14 protein-coding genes are annotated in these 13,922 nt (G+C 68.4%); 12 read left to right on the top strand and 2 right to left on the bottom strand.

Translation table 11 applies throughout. The annotated features are described in order from the left end of the window. Window positions 1-124: 124 nt before the first annotated feature. The 9 genes from AC1DJH_RS11560 to AC1DJH_RS11520 all read left to right on the top strand — a co-directional run bounded on the left by AC1DJH_RS11560 (window position 125) and on the right by AC1DJH_RS11520 (window position 9,518). Window positions 125-619, top strand: coding sequence for a 4-hydroxylaminobenzoate lyase (locus AC1DJH_RS11560; RefSeq protein WP_478185775.1), 495 nt, complete (start codon window positions 125-127; stop codon window positions 617-619). Beyond that, window positions 616-2,166: a 3,4-dehydroadipyl-CoA semialdehyde dehydrogenase gene (locus AC1DJH_RS11555; RefSeq protein ID WP_478185774.1), complete on the top strand. Its 1,551-nt coding sequence runs from the start codon at window positions 616-618 to the stop codon at window positions 2,164-2,166. Before AC1DJH_RS11560 ends, AC1DJH_RS11555 begins: the two co-directional genes overlap by 4 nt. Window positions 2,167-2,200: 34 nt before the next feature. Beyond that, window positions 2,201-3,748 carry a benzoate-CoA ligase family protein gene (locus AC1DJH_RS11550; RefSeq protein WP_478185773.1) on the top strand — a complete coding sequence of 516 codons (1,548 nt, stop codon included), beginning with the start codon at window positions 2,201-2,203 and terminating at the stop codon, window positions 3,746-3,748. 142 nt (window positions 3,749-3,890) lie between these two features. Beyond that, window positions 3,891-4,694 (top strand): alpha/beta fold hydrolase, encoded by an 804-nt coding sequence (locus AC1DJH_RS11545; protein WP_478185772.1) that lies wholly within the window; start codon window positions 3,891-3,893, stop codon window positions 4,692-4,694. Next, complete coding sequence (locus tag AC1DJH_RS11540; protein ID WP_478185771.1) at window positions 4,691-5,863, top strand: ABC transporter substrate-binding protein; 1,173 nt, start codon at window positions 4,691-4,693, stop codon at window positions 5,861-5,863. The genes AC1DJH_RS11545 and AC1DJH_RS11540 overlap by 4 nt, the downstream gene beginning before the upstream one ends. A 150-nt stretch (window positions 5,864-6,013) precedes the next feature. Next, window positions 6,014-6,886, top strand: coding sequence for a branched-chain amino acid ABC transporter permease (locus AC1DJH_RS11535; RefSeq protein ID WP_435486541.1), 873 nt, complete (start codon window positions 6,014-6,016; stop codon window positions 6,884-6,886). After that, window positions 6,883-7,842: a branched-chain amino acid ABC transporter permease gene (locus AC1DJH_RS11530; protein ID WP_478185770.1), complete on the top strand. Its 960-nt coding sequence runs from the start codon at window positions 6,883-6,885 to the stop codon at window positions 7,840-7,842. Before AC1DJH_RS11535 ends, AC1DJH_RS11530 begins: the two co-directional genes overlap by 4 nt. Window positions 7,843-7,984: 142 nt before the next feature. Further along, window positions 7,985-8,731: an ABC transporter ATP-binding protein gene (locus AC1DJH_RS11525; RefSeq protein WP_478185769.1), complete on the top strand. Its 747-nt coding sequence runs from the start codon at window positions 7,985-7,987 to the stop codon at window positions 8,729-8,731. A gap of 85 nt (window positions 8,732-8,816) precedes the next feature. After that, complete coding sequence (locus AC1DJH_RS11520) at window positions 8,817-9,518, top strand: ABC transporter ATP-binding protein (RefSeq protein WP_478185768.1); 702 nt, start codon at window positions 8,817-8,819, stop codon at window positions 9,516-9,518. Between the two features lie 6 nt (window positions 9,519-9,524). Here the strand turns inward: AC1DJH_RS11520 and AC1DJH_RS11515 are convergent, their stop codons facing one another. Continuing rightward, window positions 9,525-10,235: a Crp/Fnr family transcriptional regulator gene (locus AC1DJH_RS11515; RefSeq protein WP_478185767.1), complete on the bottom strand. Its 711-nt coding sequence runs from the start codon at window positions 10,233-10,235 to the stop codon at window positions 9,525-9,527. Window positions 10,236-10,254: 19 nt separating this feature from the next. Beyond that, window positions 10,255-10,635: a DUF1090 domain-containing protein gene (locus AC1DJH_RS11510; protein WP_478185766.1), complete on the bottom strand. Its 381-nt coding sequence runs from the start codon at window positions 10,633-10,635 to the stop codon at window positions 10,255-10,257. 153 nt (window positions 10,636-10,788) lie between these two features. Between AC1DJH_RS11510 and AC1DJH_RS11505 the strand changes: the two genes are divergently transcribed. Genes AC1DJH_RS11505 through AC1DJH_RS11495 form a run of 3 tightly spaced genes read left to right on the top strand, consistent with a single transcriptional unit; the run spans window position 10,789 to window position 13,922 of the window. Further along, on the top strand, window positions 10,789-11,709 hold the full coding sequence (locus tag AC1DJH_RS11505; RefSeq protein WP_435439888.1) for a beta-keto acid cleavage family enzyme: 921 nt from the start codon (window positions 10,789-10,791) through the stop codon (window positions 11,707-11,709). 45 nt (window positions 11,710-11,754) lie between these two features. Then, entirely contained in the window at window positions 11,755-12,978 is a 1,224-nt protein-coding gene (locus AC1DJH_RS11500; protein WP_478185765.1) for an ABC transporter substrate-binding protein, read from the top strand. Next, window positions 12,933-13,922, top strand: a complete 990-nt coding sequence (locus AC1DJH_RS11495) for a 3-hydroxyacyl-CoA dehydrogenase NAD-binding domain-containing protein (protein WP_478185764.1) — start codon at window positions 12,933-12,935, stop codon at window positions 13,920-13,922. Before AC1DJH_RS11500 ends, AC1DJH_RS11495 begins: the two co-directional genes overlap by 46 nt.

Below are 13,922 nucleotides of genomic sequence, written 5' to 3'. Positions count from 1 at the left end.
GTAAACACCATATATGCACTATATTGCTTGACACTCATTGTCTCGATGCTTATTGTTCGGCCACAAGCAAGATACTGCACACGCAGCAATCACGCAAGGTCGTTCCACCGTTCGAGGCCCCCCGATGTCCGACAGCAGCAACCCAGCCACCTCAGGCAAGGCAGCATTTCACCAGTTGATCGCCGGCCTGACGGCAGAAATCGCCGGCAAGCCGCTCGACGCCACGCTCGACCAGTGGCTCAACGCCACCCACGGCGCGGGCAGCGCCAGCTTCGAGGCGCTGCGCCAGGCCTGCATCGGCGGCGTGGCCGAGGGCTGGCTGTGCGAGCGCGAAGGCGGCGGCATCAGGTACGGCCGCGTCTTCAAGGCCGAAGACGCGCTGCACCGCTTCTCGGTCGACGTGGTCGACATGCAGGACATCGCCGGCCCGCACCACACCCACCCGAACGGCGAGATCGACCTGATCATGCCGCTCGACGACCACCCCGCCACCTTCGACGGGCGGCCCGCGGGCTGGTGCGTCTACGGGCCGGGCACCGCACACCGCCCGACCGTGGCCCAAGGCCGCGCGCTCGTTCTCTATCTCCTGCCCGAAGGACAGATCAAGTTCACCCCATGACCGAGCTCCTCCCCAACTACGTCGCCGGCCGCTGGCAGAGCGGATCGGGCGCCGGCACGCCCCTGTTCGACCCGGTGCTGGGCACCGAGCTCGCGCGCGTCGACGCCACCGGGCTCGACCTGCCCGGGGCCTTTGCCTTCGCCCGCGAACAGGGCGGCCAGGCGCTGCGCGCCCTCACCTACCGCCAGCGCGCCGGGCTGCTCGGCGCCATCGTGAAGGTGCTGCAGGCCAACCGCGACGCGTACTACGAGATCGCCACCGCCAACTCCGGCACGGTGAAGAACGACTCGGCCGTGGACATCGACGGCGCCATCTTCACCGTCGGCCAGTACGCCAAGTGGGGCGACACGCTGGGCGACGTGCGCGCGCTGCGCGACGGCGACGCGGTCAAGCTCGGCAAGGAGCCGGTGTTCCAGTCGCAGCATCTGCAAGTGCCCACGCACGGCGTGGCGCTGTTCATCAACGCCTTCAACTTTCCGTCGTGGGGCCTGTGGGAAAAGGCCGCGCCCGCGCTGCTGTCGGGCGTGCCGGTGATCGTGAAGCCCGCCACGGCCACCGCCTGGCTCACGCAGCGCATGGTGCGCGACGTGGTCGACGCCGGCGTGCTGCCGGCCGGCGCGCTGTCGATCGTGTGCGGCAGCTCGGCCGGCCTGATGGACGCGCTGCAGCCCTTCGACGTGGCCTCGTTCACCGGCTCTGCCGAGACGGCCGCGGTGATCCGCTCGCACGCCGCCGTGACCGAACGCTCGGTGCGCGTGAACATCGAGGCCGACAGCCTCAACAGCGCCCTGCTGCTGCCCGGCGCCGCGCCCGGCAGCGAGGCCTTCAACCTGCTCGTGCGCGAAGTGGTGCGCGAAATGACCGTCAAGTCGGGCCAGAAGTGCACCGCCATCCGCCGCATCCTGGTGCCGGCCGAGGTGTATGACGCGGCCGCCGAAGCCATCGGCGCCAAGCTCGCGGGCATCAGCGTAGGCAACCCGCGCAACGAAGGCGTGCGCATGGGCTCGCTCGTGAGCCGCGCGCAGCTGAACGCGGTGCGCGACGGCCTCGACGCGCTGGCCGCACAGACCACCGTGCTGCACGACAGCCGCGACAAGCCCCTGGTCGATGCCGACCCGAAGGTGGCCGCCTGCATCGGCCCCGTGCTGCTGGGCGCGCGCGATGCCGATGCGGCGCAGCGCGTGCACGACGTGGAAGTGTTCGGCCCCGTCGCCACGCTGCTGCCGTATCGCGATCTCGCGCATGGCATCGCGCTCGCCCATCGGGGTCAAGGCTCGCTGGTCACCTCTCTGTACGGCAGCGACGACGCCGCGCTGGCGCAAGCCGCGCTGTCTGTCGCACCGAGCCATGGCCGCGTGCACGTCATCACGCCGGACGTGGCGCAAGCCCAGACGGGGCACGGCAACGTGATGCCGATGTCGCTGCACGGCGGCCCCGGCCGCGCGGGCGGCGGCGCCGAACTGGGCGGCCTGCGCGCGCTCGACTTCTATCACCGCCGCACCGCCGTGCAGGCCAGCCCCGGCGTGCTCGCGGCACTGGGCCTCTAGAAGAAACACAAAAGCGGCCGAAGGAGACAAAGAAATGACCCTGCCCCCACGATTCAACTTCGCCGAGCACCTGTTCGCCCTCAACCGCGGCCGCGCCGAACGCATTGCCTACATCGACGACCGCGGCACGCTGAGCTACGGCCAGCTCGAAGACCGGGCGCGCCGCCTGGCCGCCGCATTGAAGGCCGCGGGCATTCGCCGCGAAGAGCGCGTGCTGCTGATGATGCTCGACAGCAGCGACTGGCCCGTGAGCTTTCTCGGCTGCCTCTATGCCGGCGTGGTGCCGGTCGCCGTCAACACGCTGCTCACGCCCGACGACTACGCCTACATGCTCGACCACAGCCGCGCGCAGGCCGTGCTGGTGTCGGGCGCGCTGCTGCCGACCTTGCAGGACGCGATGTCGCGCGGCGGCCATGAGGTGCAGACGCTGTTCGTGTCGCAGCCGGCGGGTGCATTGCCTGAAAACGCCAAAGCGTTCGACACCGCGCTCGCCGCCGTCGAGCCCCTGGCCGCGCCCGTCACCACGGCGTCGGACGACCCCGGCTTCTGGCTCTATTCGTCGGGCTCCACCGGCAAGCCCAAGGGCACGGTGCACACGCACGCCAACCTGTGGTGGACGGCCGAGTTGTTCGGCAAGCCGGTGCTCGGGCTGACCGAGAACGACGTGTGCTTCTCGGCCGCCAAGATGTACTTCGCCTACGGCCTGGGCAATGCGCTGACCTTCCCGCTGTCGGTCGGCGCCACCGTGGTGCTGATGGCCGAGCGGCCCACGCCCGACGCCACCTTCCGCCGCTGGGTGGAGCACAAGCCGACCGTGTTCTTCGGCGCGCCCACGGGCTTCGCGGGCATGCTGGCTTCGCCGAGACTTCCGGCGCGCGAAGCGGTGTCGCTGCGCATGTGCTCGTCGGCCGGAGAGGCCTTGCCCGGCGAGATCGCGCAGCGCTTCAAGGCGCACTACGGCTGCGAGATCATCGACGGCATCGGCTCGACCGAGATGCTGCACGTGTTCATCTCCAACCGGCCCGGCGACGTGCGCTACGGCACCACCGGCAAGCCGGTGGAGGGCTACGACATCGAGCTGCGCGGCGAAGACGGCCGCCCCGTGGCCGACGGCGAGATCGGCGACCTCTACATCCGTGGCCCGAGCGCGGCGCTGATGTACTGGACCAACCGCGAGAAGTCGCGCGACACCTTCCAGGGCGGCTGGACCAAGAGCGGCGACAAGTACACGCGCGATGCCGACGGCTACTTCACCTACGCAGGCCGCAGCGACGACATGCTGAAGGTCAGCGGCATCTACGTGTCGCCCTTCGAGGTCGAGGCCACGCTGATGCAGCACCCCTCGGTGCTCGAAGTCGCGGTGATCGGCAAGGAAGACGCCGAAGGGCTGACGAAGACCAAGGCCTTCGTGGTGCTGAAGGACGGCAGCACGGCGACCGAGGAAGAGCTGAAGGCCTTCGTGAAGGAACGGCTCGCGCCGTACAAGTACCCGCGCTTCCTGGAGTTCGTGAGCGAGCTGCCGAAGACGGCGACGGGGAAGATTCAGCGGTTCAGGTTGCGTGAGAGGGAAAAGCAGGCATGACAGGAGCCCTGTCTTTGTCTTGCTCCCTCCCCTCCCGGGGGAGGGCTGGGGTGGGGGCAAGCGGCATTTGCACAAGCACTGCCTCTGCCAACGCCGCTCTCCCCCATCCCGGCCTTCCCCCAAAGGGGGAAGGAGCAAAACCATGAGCCCCGAGTTCGCCGCCATCGACTGGCGCGGCCGCACGGTCCGCATCGAATGCCAGTGGATCGCCCCCGAGCGCACCGACGCCCCCCTCATCGTCTTCCTCCACGAAGGCCTCGGCTCCGTCGCCATGTGGAAGGACTTCCCCGCGCAGGTCTGCGAAGCCGCCAACGCCCGCGGCCTGGTGTTCTCGCGCCCCGGCTACGGCCGCTCCACACCGCGTGCCGACGACGAGACCTGGGACGTCGACTTCATGCACCGCCAGGCCCACGAAGTGCTGCCCGCGCTCTTCGCCGCATTGAAGCTCGACGGTGACAAGCCCTGGCTCTTCGGCCACAGCGACGGCGGCTCGATCTCGCTGCTGTACGCCTCGCGCTTTCCGGACAAGGTCGCAGGCCTGGTGGTGCTCGCGCCGCACATCTTCGTGGAAGACAAGACCGTCGCGAACATCGAGATCGCGCGCACCGCCTACCTGAACACCGACCTGCCGAAGAAGCTGGGCCGCTACCACGACAGCGCCGATTCCGCCTTCTGGGGCTGGAACCGCATCTGGCTGCACCCGCCGTTTCGCGACTGGAACATCGAGGCCGAGCTCGACACCATCCGCTGCCCGGTGCTCGCCGTGCAGGGCATCGACGACGAATACGGCACGCTCGCGCAGATCCGCGACATCGCCGCGCGCGTGCCCACGACGCAGCTGCTCGAGATCCCTGAATGCGGGCATTCCCCGCATCGCGATCAGCCGGATCGTGTCATCGTCGCGACCACTTCTTTCATTACCAAAAACAGGAGACAGACACCATGACCATTCGCACCGCACGGCTGGCACTCACCGCCATCGCCTTTGCCGCCCTGGCCTCGGCCGCCGGCGCCCAGGGCACCGGCAAGCTCAAGGTCGGCCTGATGCTGCCCTACAGCGGCACCTACACCGCTTTGGGCGTCGCCATCGAGAACGGCTTCAAGCTGTACGTCGACGAGCAGGGCGGCAAGCTCGCCGGCCGCGAGATCGAGTACTTCAAGGTCGACGACGAGTCCGACCCCGCCAAGGCCACCGACAACGTCAACAAGCTCATCAAGCGCGACAACGTCGACGTGATCGTCGGCACCGTGCACTCGGGCGTGGCCATGGCCATGGCCAAGGCTGCGAAGGAAAGCGGCACCGTGCTGATCGTGCCCAACGCCGGCGCCGACGCCGTCACGGGTCCGATGTGCGCGCCCAACATCTTCCGCAGCTCGTTCAGCAACTGGCAGCCGGCCTACGCCATGGGCGAAGTCGCGGCCAAGCAGCAGGGCAAGAAGAAGGCGATGACCATCACCTGGAAGTACGCGGCCGGCGACGAGTCGGTCAACGGCTTCAAGGAAGGCTTCGAGAAGAACGGCGGCAAGGTCGACAAGCAGCTCACGCTGCCCTTCCCCAACGTGGAGTTCCAGGCCCTGCTGACCGAGATCGCGGCGGCCAAGCCCGATGCGGTGTATGCCTTCTTCGCGGGCGGCGGTGCGGTGAAGTTCGTCAAGGACTACCAGGCCGCGGGCCTGAACAAGACCATTCCGCTGTACGGCCCCGGCTTCCTGACCGACGGCACGCTCGACGCGCAAGGCGAATCGGCGCAAGGCATGCTGACCACGCTGCACTATGCCGACGGCCTGAACACGCCGCGCGACACGGCGTTTCGCACCGCCTATGCCAAGTCGTTCAAGCTGCAGCCCGACGTGTACGCGGTGCAGGGCTACGACGCGGCGCAGATGCTGGGCGTGGGCCTGAACGCCACCAAGGGCGACATCTCGAAGAAGGCCGAGTTCACGAGCGCCATCGAGAAGGCGAAGATCGACAGCCCGCGCGGCACGTTCACCGTGAGCAAGTCGCACAACCCGGTGCAGGACATCTACCTGCGCAAGGTGGACGGCAAGGAGAACAAGCTGGTGAGCGCGGCCATCAAGGGCCTGGCCGATCCGGCACGCGGCTGCAGGATGTAAACCAGGCGCTCCCCCAGGCTTCGCGCACTTCGTGTCGCTGCGCCTCCCCCCTCGCCGGGGGCGACACCTGCGGCCCGGCAGAGCCGGTTCCGCGGTGTCTCCCGCAGTGCATCTTCTTCTTGACGATTCCGCCCTGAGAGAACCTCCAACGTGGATTTCGGAACCTTTCTCGTGCAGTGCCTGAACTCGGTTCAGTACGGCCTGCTGCTGTTCCTCGTGGCCTCGGGGCTGACGCTGATCTTCGGGATCATGGGCGTCATCAACCTCGCCCACGGCAGCTTCTACATGATCGGCGCGTACATGGCGTTCGCGCTCGCGCCGCTGTTCGGCGACCAGTTCCTGCTGATGCTGGTGGCCGGCGTGGTGCTCGCGGCCATCTTCGGCTACCTGCTCGAGTGGGCCTTCTTCAGCTACCTCTACCAGCGCGACCACCTGCAGCAGGTGCTGATGACCTACGGGCTCATCCTGGTGTTCGAGGAGCTGCGCTCCATCCTGGTGGGCAACGACGTGCACGGCGTGAAGGTGCCCGCCTGGCTCGACGGCAGCTTCGCGCTGGGCAACGTCATGAGCTACCCCTGGTACCGCCTGTTCGCCTCGGCCGCCTGCATCGTGCTGGCCGTGGCGCTGTACTGGGTGGTGAACCGCACTCGCCTGGGCATGATGATCCGCGCCGGCGCGAGCAACCGCGACATGGTGCGCGGGCTGGGCATCGACGTGAAGCGGCTCTACCGCATCGTGTTCGCCGCCGGCGTGGCGCTGGCGGCACTGGCCGGCATGATCGCCGCGCCAATGTCCTCGGTGTACCCGAACATGGGCGCGAGCGTGCTCATCATCTGCTTCGTGCTGGTGGTGATCGGCGGCATCGGCTCGATCACCGGGGCGCTCGTGGCCTCGCTGCTGGTGGGCTTCGTCGACACCTTCGGCAAGGTGTTCTTCGCGGACCTGAGCGGCATCGGCATCTACCTGCTGATGGCCATCGTGCTCATCTGGAAGCCTGAAGGGCTGATGGGGAAGCGGTCATGACGGTCATGAAGAAGAGCGCCTTCCTCGTGCCCGTGGCCTGCGCCGTCGCCATCGGCGTGGCGGGTCCGCTGATGGGCAACTACATGTCCGACTTCGTCGTGAAGATCATGATCCTGTCGATCTTCGCGCTGAGCCTGGAGCTGCTGGTCGGCATGACCGGGCTCGTGAGCCTGGGCCATGCGGCGTTCTACGGCATCGGCGCGTACGTCACCGTGCTGGCCTCGGGCAGCGAGGGCGGCAACTTCGCGCTGCTGCTGCCGCTGGCCATGGGTGCGGCGGCGCTCTATGCGCTGTTCGTGGGCGCGTTGAGCCTGCGCACGCGCGGCGTGTACTTCATCATGGTCACGCTGGCCTTCGCGCAGATGGCCTTCTTCGTGTTCCACGACACCAAGGTCGGCGGCGGCAGCGACGGCATCTACATGTACGTGCGGCCCGCCCTCGGCGCGCTCGACCTGGAGAACCGCACGGTGCTGTTCTATGTGGTGCTGGCGTCGCTGGTGTTCACCTACGGGCTGCTGGCGCTCATTCGCCGCTCGCGCTTCGGCGCGGCGCTGGCGGGCATTCGCGTGAACGAGCAGCGCATGCGCGCGGCCGGGTTCGCGGTGTACGGCTACAAGCTCGCGGCCTTCGTGCTGGCCGGTGGGCTCGCCGGCCTCGCGGGCTTCCTGCTGGCCTCGCGCGACGGCGTGGTCAACCCGGAGCTGATGGCATGGCACAACTCGGGCGAGGTGCTGCTGATGGTGATCCTGGGCGGGCTCGGGCATTTGCGTGGCGCGGTGATCGGTGCCATCGCGTTCACGCTGCTGAAGGAGATCTTCTCGACGCATGCGGTGATGGGCCCGCTGGCGGACCACTGGCAGCTGACGCTGGGGCTCACGATCATCGTGTTCGTGGCGCTGCTGCCGAAGGGGCTGATCGGGCTGGTGAAGCGGCTGTCACCGAAGGAGGCCGCATGAGCCACCCCCGTTTCCTGACTGTCTCCCTCCCCCKCTGGGGGAGGGCYGGGGTGGGGGCACGCGGCCTTTGCMAARGCACCGCCTCCACCAGCGCCGCTYGCCCCCATCCCCACCTTCCCCCGGAAGGGGAAGGAGCAAGATCATGAACGCCCTGCTCTCCGTCGACAAGCTGACCCGCCGCTTCGGCGGCCTCACCGCCGTCAACGCCGTCACGCTCGACCTGCACATCGGCGAGGTCCACGCGGTGATCGGCACCAACGGCGCCGGCAAGTCCACGCTCATCAACATGCTCTCGGGCGAGATCGAGGCCTCCGAAGGCCGCATCGCGCTCGAGGGGGTGGACATCACGGGCCGCGCGCAATCGCGGCGCGCGCGCGACGGCGTGGGCCGCAGCTACCAGCGCACGACCATCTTCCCGGAGTTCACGGTGCACGAGAACTGCCGCCTCGCCGCGCAGGCCGCCACCGCGAAGCCGTGGGCGATCTGGCAGTCTTCGCAGCGCTGCGCCACCAGCAACGCATCGGCCGATGCCGCGCTCGAAGCGGCCGGCCTCGCGCACGAGGCGCGGCGCATCGCCGGCACGATGAGCCACGGCGCGCAGCGCCAGCTCGAGGTGGCGATGTGCCTGGCCACCCACCCGCGCGTGCTGCTGCTGGACGAACCGCTCGCCGGCATGGGCGCCGAGGAAACCGACCGCATGCTCACGCTGCTCGCGCGGCTGAAGGCCACGCACGCCATCCTGCTGGTGGAGCACGACATGGACGCGGTGTTTCGCATTGCCGACCGCATCACGGTGATGGTGAACGGCACGGTCATCGCCACCGGCGACCCGCGCGCGATCCGCGAGAACCCCGAAGTGCGCACCGCCTACCTCGGAGAAGACCATTGATGCCCCCACGCTCATCACTTCGTGTATTCGCTGCCCCCCGAGGGGGCGCAGGCCTTCCTAGGGGCGGCCCGTCGGAAGGCCTGACATGCTGATCGTTCGCGACCTCAACACCTACTACGGCAACAGCCACATCCTGCGCGGCGTGCATGCGGCCATTCCGGGCGCCACCTCGGTCGGCCTGCTCGGGCGCAACGGCATGGGCAAGACCACGCTGATCCGCACCGTCATGGGCTATGTGCGCCCCGCCTCGGGCGAAGTGCAGGTCGACGGGCGCACCGTCACCGGCCTGCCGCCCGAGAAGATGGCGCGCCTCGGTATCGGCTACGTGCCCGAAGGCCGCGGCATCTTCCCCAATCTGTCGGTGCGCGAGAACCTCGTGATGAGCGAACGCGCCGGCATCGACGGCCAGCGCGCCTGGACCTTCGAGCGCGTGATGGCCACCTTTCCGAGGCTGGCCGAACGGCTGTCGCACGGCGGCCAGCAGCTGTCAGGCGGCGAGCAGCAGATGCTGTCCATCGGCCGTGCGCTGATGACCAACCCGCGCCTGCTAATCCTCGACGAAGCGACTGAAGGTTTGGCGCCGCTGATCGTGGCCGAGATCTGGCGCGTAATCAGCGAGATCCGCGCCACCGGCATCGCCACGCTGATCGTCGACCGCGACTACCGCAAGGTGCTCGCGCACACCGACCTGGCGGTGGTGATGGAGAAGGGGCAGATCGTGCGGCACGGGGCTTCGGCCGACTTGCTCGCGCAGCCGCAGGCGCTGGAAGAGTTGCTGGGCGTCTAGGGCCGGTCACTCGCTGATGAAGCGCCGCAGCCCTTCGAGGTCGACCACGGTGATCCCCCCGTACTCGACGCGAAGAAAACCCGCTTCCTTCAGCCGGTTCAGCGCCGCATTGCAGCGCTGTCGCGACACGCCCGACAGGTTGGCGATTTCTTCCTGCGAGGTCTGCAGGTGCGGCTCGCTGCCGGGGTGCAGCCACGGGTGGAACAGCCCGGCCAGCGCGCGCGCCACCTGGCTGTCGGCGTCGAGCAGTCGGTGCGCCGCATAGCTGCCCATGAACCAGTGCAGCCGCTCGTTGATCTGCTGCAGCAAAAAGTGATCGAAGCCGCGCTGCGTGCGGTGCAGCCACTCGAAGGTTTCCAGCGGCAGCTGCGCCACGCGGCTGGTCCGCAGCGCGATGATGTCGGCCGAGCGCGGCAGCGCGCGCAGCAGCGTGCCCTCACCGAACCAGCTGCCCACCGACAGGCCGCCCAGCGTCACCGCGCGCCCGTCGCTCGAGGTGATCGACCACTTGAGCAGACCCTCGAGCGTGCCGTACCAGTGCGCCGGCGTGTCGCCGCGCCGGCACAGCGCGGCACCGGCGGCCACCTCGACCTCGCGCATCTCGTCGAGCACGCGCTCGCCCGCGCTCACGTCGAGCAGCGGGAACCAGGCCGAGCCTTGCAGCAGCTGCGGGATCGTGAGGGACGCCGCCTGGGCGACGGGCTTGGCCGTGGGCATTTGCCGCCTGCCGCCTTGCCTAGCGCGCGTCCTTGAGCCGCTGCAGCTCGGCCTGCGCTTCACGCAGCTTGTCTTCGCGCTGCGCGATCTTGTCGGCGCGCCCCTTGCGCTGCGCTTCGCGCAGGTCGCGCTCGCGCTCGGCCACCTTGCGCTCCTGGCCCTTGACGCGGCGCTGGTGCGCCGCCGCCAGCTTGGTGTCGCTGCAGTTGCGGCGCACTTCGGCCAGCGCCGTTTCAAGGCCGCGCACGCGCTGCGTCTGGCCCTGCGCCCTGGCGGCGTCGATGTCGCGGCCGATGGCTTCGCGCTTGGCTTCGCAGGTGGCGCCGGCCACGGGTTGCGCGAGCGTCCAGGTCGAGGTCAGCGCGGCCGCGGCGGCCAGCACGATGGGCAGAAGTTTCATGAATGCTCCTTGGTTCGCGCAACGGCGCACGGGCGACTTTAGCCTCTGGCGCAGCGTAAACCCTGCCCCCAAATGTCGTCGCGATGACTGCGTGCCCAAGCGCCGCAAAAAATAATGGCGCGCCCCCATGAACGACACCAGGAGTCCCCGAGCATGTCCAAGCGCAAAGTGATCGTGACCATCGCCCCCACCGGCGGCATGGCGCACAAGTCGCAGAACCCCCACCTGCCCACGCAGCCCGCCGAGATCGCCGCCGACGTGCTGCGCTGCTGGAACGCCGGTGCCAGCGTGGTGGCCATCCACGCACGCCGCCCCGACGACGGCGCCACCTGCAACGCCGACGTGTACCGCGACATCAACAGCCGCATCCGCGCGGGTGGCTGCGACATCGTGCTGAACAACTCCACCGGCGGCGGCGTGCACGGCGACATGGTCAAGCCGCTGGCCGGCGACCGCTGGGAAATTGCATGGGAAGAGCGCATCAAGGGCATGGACGCCGGTGCCGAGATGTGCACGCTGGACGCCACCACGCTCAACCTGAGCTTCGAGGGCAGGCAGATCCTGATGGACACGCCCATCACCCGCGGGCGCGAGCTGGCCGCCGGCATGAAGGCGCGCGGCATCAAGCCCGAGTGGGAGGTGTTCAGCCCCACGCACATCCTGCAGGACACGACCACGCTGATCGGGGAAGGCCACGACGACGAGCCCTACTTCATCAACCTGGTGATGAACGTGCACCGCAACTTCCAGAACGCGATGCCCTACTCGCCGCGCAACCTGCAGATGATGGTCGACACCCTGCCCAAGGGCGCCATCTTCGGCGTGAGCGGCATCGGCATGTCGCAGCTGGAGGCCAACGTGGCGGCGCTGCTGCTGGGCGGCCATGCGCGCGTGGGGCTGGAAGACAACCTGTACTTCCGCCAGGGCGAGCTGGCCACCAACGTGCAGCTCACCGAGCGCATCGTGCGCGTGATCCGCGAGCTCGACATGGAAGTGGCCACGCCCGCCGAGGCGCGCCAGATGATGGGACTGCCGCGCGTGGGCGGTCCGCGGCCCGAGTTCGCGCTGGGTTAAGCCAGGCACCGCCGACGACAAGAACAACGAACCGAGACAAGACACATGAACATTCCCCGCACCGCCCTGGCCCGAGCATTCGCACTCGCACTCGCACTCGGCACCGCATTCGCATCGGGCGCATCGGCCCAGGTGTCCGACGACACCATCCGCATCGGCTTCATCAGCGACATGTCCGGCCTGTACCGCGACTACGACGGCCCGGCCGGCGCCGAGGCCATCCGCATGGCCATCGCCGACATGGGCGGCGCCATCGGCGGCAAGAAGATCGAGCTGGTCACGGCCGACCACCAGAACAAGCCCGACATCGCCGCGGCCAAGGCGCGCGAGTGGTTCGACGTGCAGAAGGTCGACATGCTGATCGGCGGCGTGAACTCGGGCGCGGCCATTGCCATGGCGGGCGTGGCGGCCGACAAGAAGAAGCCGTACTTCGTGGTGGGCTCGGGCGCATCGAGCCTCACCAACGAATACTGCTCGCCCTACACGGTGCATTACGCCTACGACACCGTGGCCATGGCGCGCGGCACCGCCAGCGCGGTGGTCAAGGCCGGCGGCAAGAGCTGGTACTTCGTGGCGGCCGACTACGCCTTCGGCGCGGCGCTGCAGGCGGACGCGGCCAAGGTGATCCAGGCCAACGGCGGCACGGTGGCCGGGTCGGTGAAGCACCCGCTGGGCGCGAGCGACTTCTCGTCGTTCATGCTGCAGGCGCAGAACTCCAAGGCGCAGGTGCTGGCGCTGGCCAACGCGGGCGGCGACACGGTGAACGCCATCAAGTCGGCGGCGGAGTTCGGCATCAGCAAGAACATGAAACTGGCCGGCATGATCATCACCATCAACGACGTGCATGCGCTGGGCCTGAAGAACTCGCAGGGCATGTACCTCACCGACAGCTGGTACTGGAACCAGAGCCCCGAGTCGCGCGAGTGGGCGCGCCGCTTCTTCGACAAGCACAAGCGCATGCCCTCTTCGTTCCACGCCGGCGACTACTCGGCCGCGCTGCAGTACCTGCAGGCCGTGAAGGCCGCGGGCAGCGACGACGCCGACAAGGTGATGGCGCAGTTGCGCAAGACGAAGTTCAATGACATGTTCGTCAAGGGCGGCTGGCTGCGCGACGACGGGCTGATGGTGCACGACATGCACCTGATGCAGGTGAAGACCCCGGCCGAGTCGAAGGAGCCGTGGGACTACTACAAGGTGGTCGAGCCGATTCGCGGCGAGGCCGCATGGACGACGAAGGCGGAGAGCCGCTGCACGCGGTGGAAATCATGAACAACAGCAACGAAGTGAAGCGCGTGGCGGTGGTCGGCACCGGCGTGATCGGTGCAAGCTGGGCGGCGTACTTCCTGGCGCACGGGCTGGACGTGAACGCGACCGACCCGTCGCCGGGCGCGGAAGAACGCCTGCGCGCGGCGGTGGCGCAGCACTGGCCGACGCTCGCGCGCTTCGGCCTGTCCGAGGGTGCCTCGGTCGACCGCCTGCGCTTTCACGACAGCCTGGAAGACGCCGTGTCCGTGGCCGACTTCGTGCAGGAGAACGGCCCGGAGCGCATGGATTTCAAGATCGACCTGTTCCGCCGCATGGACGCGGCCGCGCCGCCCGACGCGATCCTCGCGTCGAGTTCGTCGGGGCTGGCCATCAGCGGCGTGCAGTCGGGCTGCGCGCATCCGCAGCGCGTGGTGCTGGGGCACCCGTTCAACCCGCCGCACCTGATTCCGCTGGTGGAGGTGATCGGCGGCGAGCAGACATCGGCCGAAGCCATCGAACGCACGATGGCCTTCTATGCGGCCATCGGCAAGCGGCCGATCCACGTGAAGCGCGAGGTCAAGGGCCACATCGCGAACCGGCTGCAGGCCGCGCTGTGGCGCGAGGCCTTTCACCTCGTGAACGAAGGCGTGGCCAGCGTGGCCGACATCGACACTGCCATCGCGCACGGCCCCGGCCTGCGCTGGGCGGTGATGGGGCCTTTCATGAACCTGCATCTGTCGGGCGGCGCGGGCGGCATCGAACATGTGCTCGCGCACCTGGGCGGCCCGATCGAGGACTGGTGGAAGGACCTGGGCGCGCCGTCGATGACGGCGGAGCTGAAGCAGAAGGTGGCAGAAGGCGTGGCCGAGGAACTGGGCACGCGCCGCACGGCCGACCTGGAAGCCGCCCGCGACACCCTGCTGTTGAACCTGATTCGCGCGAAGGCCGATACCGGCACACTCGACTGA

Source organism: Variovorax sp. 10N412, assembly GCF_056394985.1.
The sequence above is the reverse complement of the archived record's forward strand: the minus strand, read 5'-3'. Positions and strand labels throughout refer to the sequence as shown.

What these genes read in the sequence shown, in the direction of transcription:
- AC1DJH_RS11540 (WP_478185771.1), top strand. Translation starts at nt 4,691, where the DNA reads ATGACCATTCGCACCGCACGGCTGGCACTCACCGCCATCGCCTTTGCC.
- AC1DJH_RS11510 (WP_478185766.1), bottom strand. Translation starts at nt 10,635, where the DNA reads ATGAAACTTCTGCCCATCGTGCTGGCCGCCGCGGCCGCGCTGACCTCG.
- AC1DJH_RS11515 (WP_478185767.1), bottom strand. Translation starts at nt 10,235, where the DNA reads ATGCCCACGGCCAAGCCCGTCGCCCAGGCGGCGTCCCTCACGATCCCG.
- AC1DJH_RS11520 (WP_478185768.1), top strand. Translation starts at nt 8,817, where the DNA reads ATGCTGATCGTTCGCGACCTCAACACCTACTACGGCAACAGCCACATC.
- AC1DJH_RS11530 (WP_478185770.1), top strand. Translation starts at nt 6,883, where the DNA reads ATGACGGTCATGAAGAAGAGCGCCTTCCTCGTGCCCGTGGCCTGCGCC.
- AC1DJH_RS11550 (WP_478185773.1), top strand. Translation starts at nt 2,201, where the DNA reads ATGACCCTGCCCCCACGATTCAACTTCGCCGAGCACCTGTTCGCCCTC.
- AC1DJH_RS11500 (WP_478185765.1), top strand. Translation starts at nt 11,755, where the DNA reads ATGAACATTCCCCGCACCGCCCTGGCCCGAGCATTCGCACTCGCACTC.
- AC1DJH_RS11525 (WP_478185769.1), top strand. Translation starts at nt 7,985, where the DNA reads ATGAACGCCCTGCTCTCCGTCGACAAGCTGACCCGCCGCTTCGGCGGC.
- AC1DJH_RS11560 (WP_478185775.1), top strand. Translation starts at nt 125, where the DNA reads ATGTCCGACAGCAGCAACCCAGCCACCTCAGGCAAGGCAGCATTTCAC.
- AC1DJH_RS11505 (WP_435439888.1), top strand. Translation starts at nt 10,789, where the DNA reads ATGTCCAAGCGCAAAGTGATCGTGACCATCGCCCCCACCGGCGGCATG.
- AC1DJH_RS11545 (WP_478185772.1), top strand. Translation starts at nt 3,891, where the DNA reads ATGAGCCCCGAGTTCGCCGCCATCGACTGGCGCGGCCGCACGGTCCGC.
- AC1DJH_RS11555 (WP_478185774.1), top strand. Translation starts at nt 616, where the DNA reads ATGACCGAGCTCCTCCCCAACTACGTCGCCGGCCGCTGGCAGAGCGGA.
- AC1DJH_RS11495 (WP_478185764.1), top strand. Translation starts at nt 12,933, where the DNA reads ATGGACGACGAAGGCGGAGAGCCGCTGCACGCGGTGGAAATCATGAAC.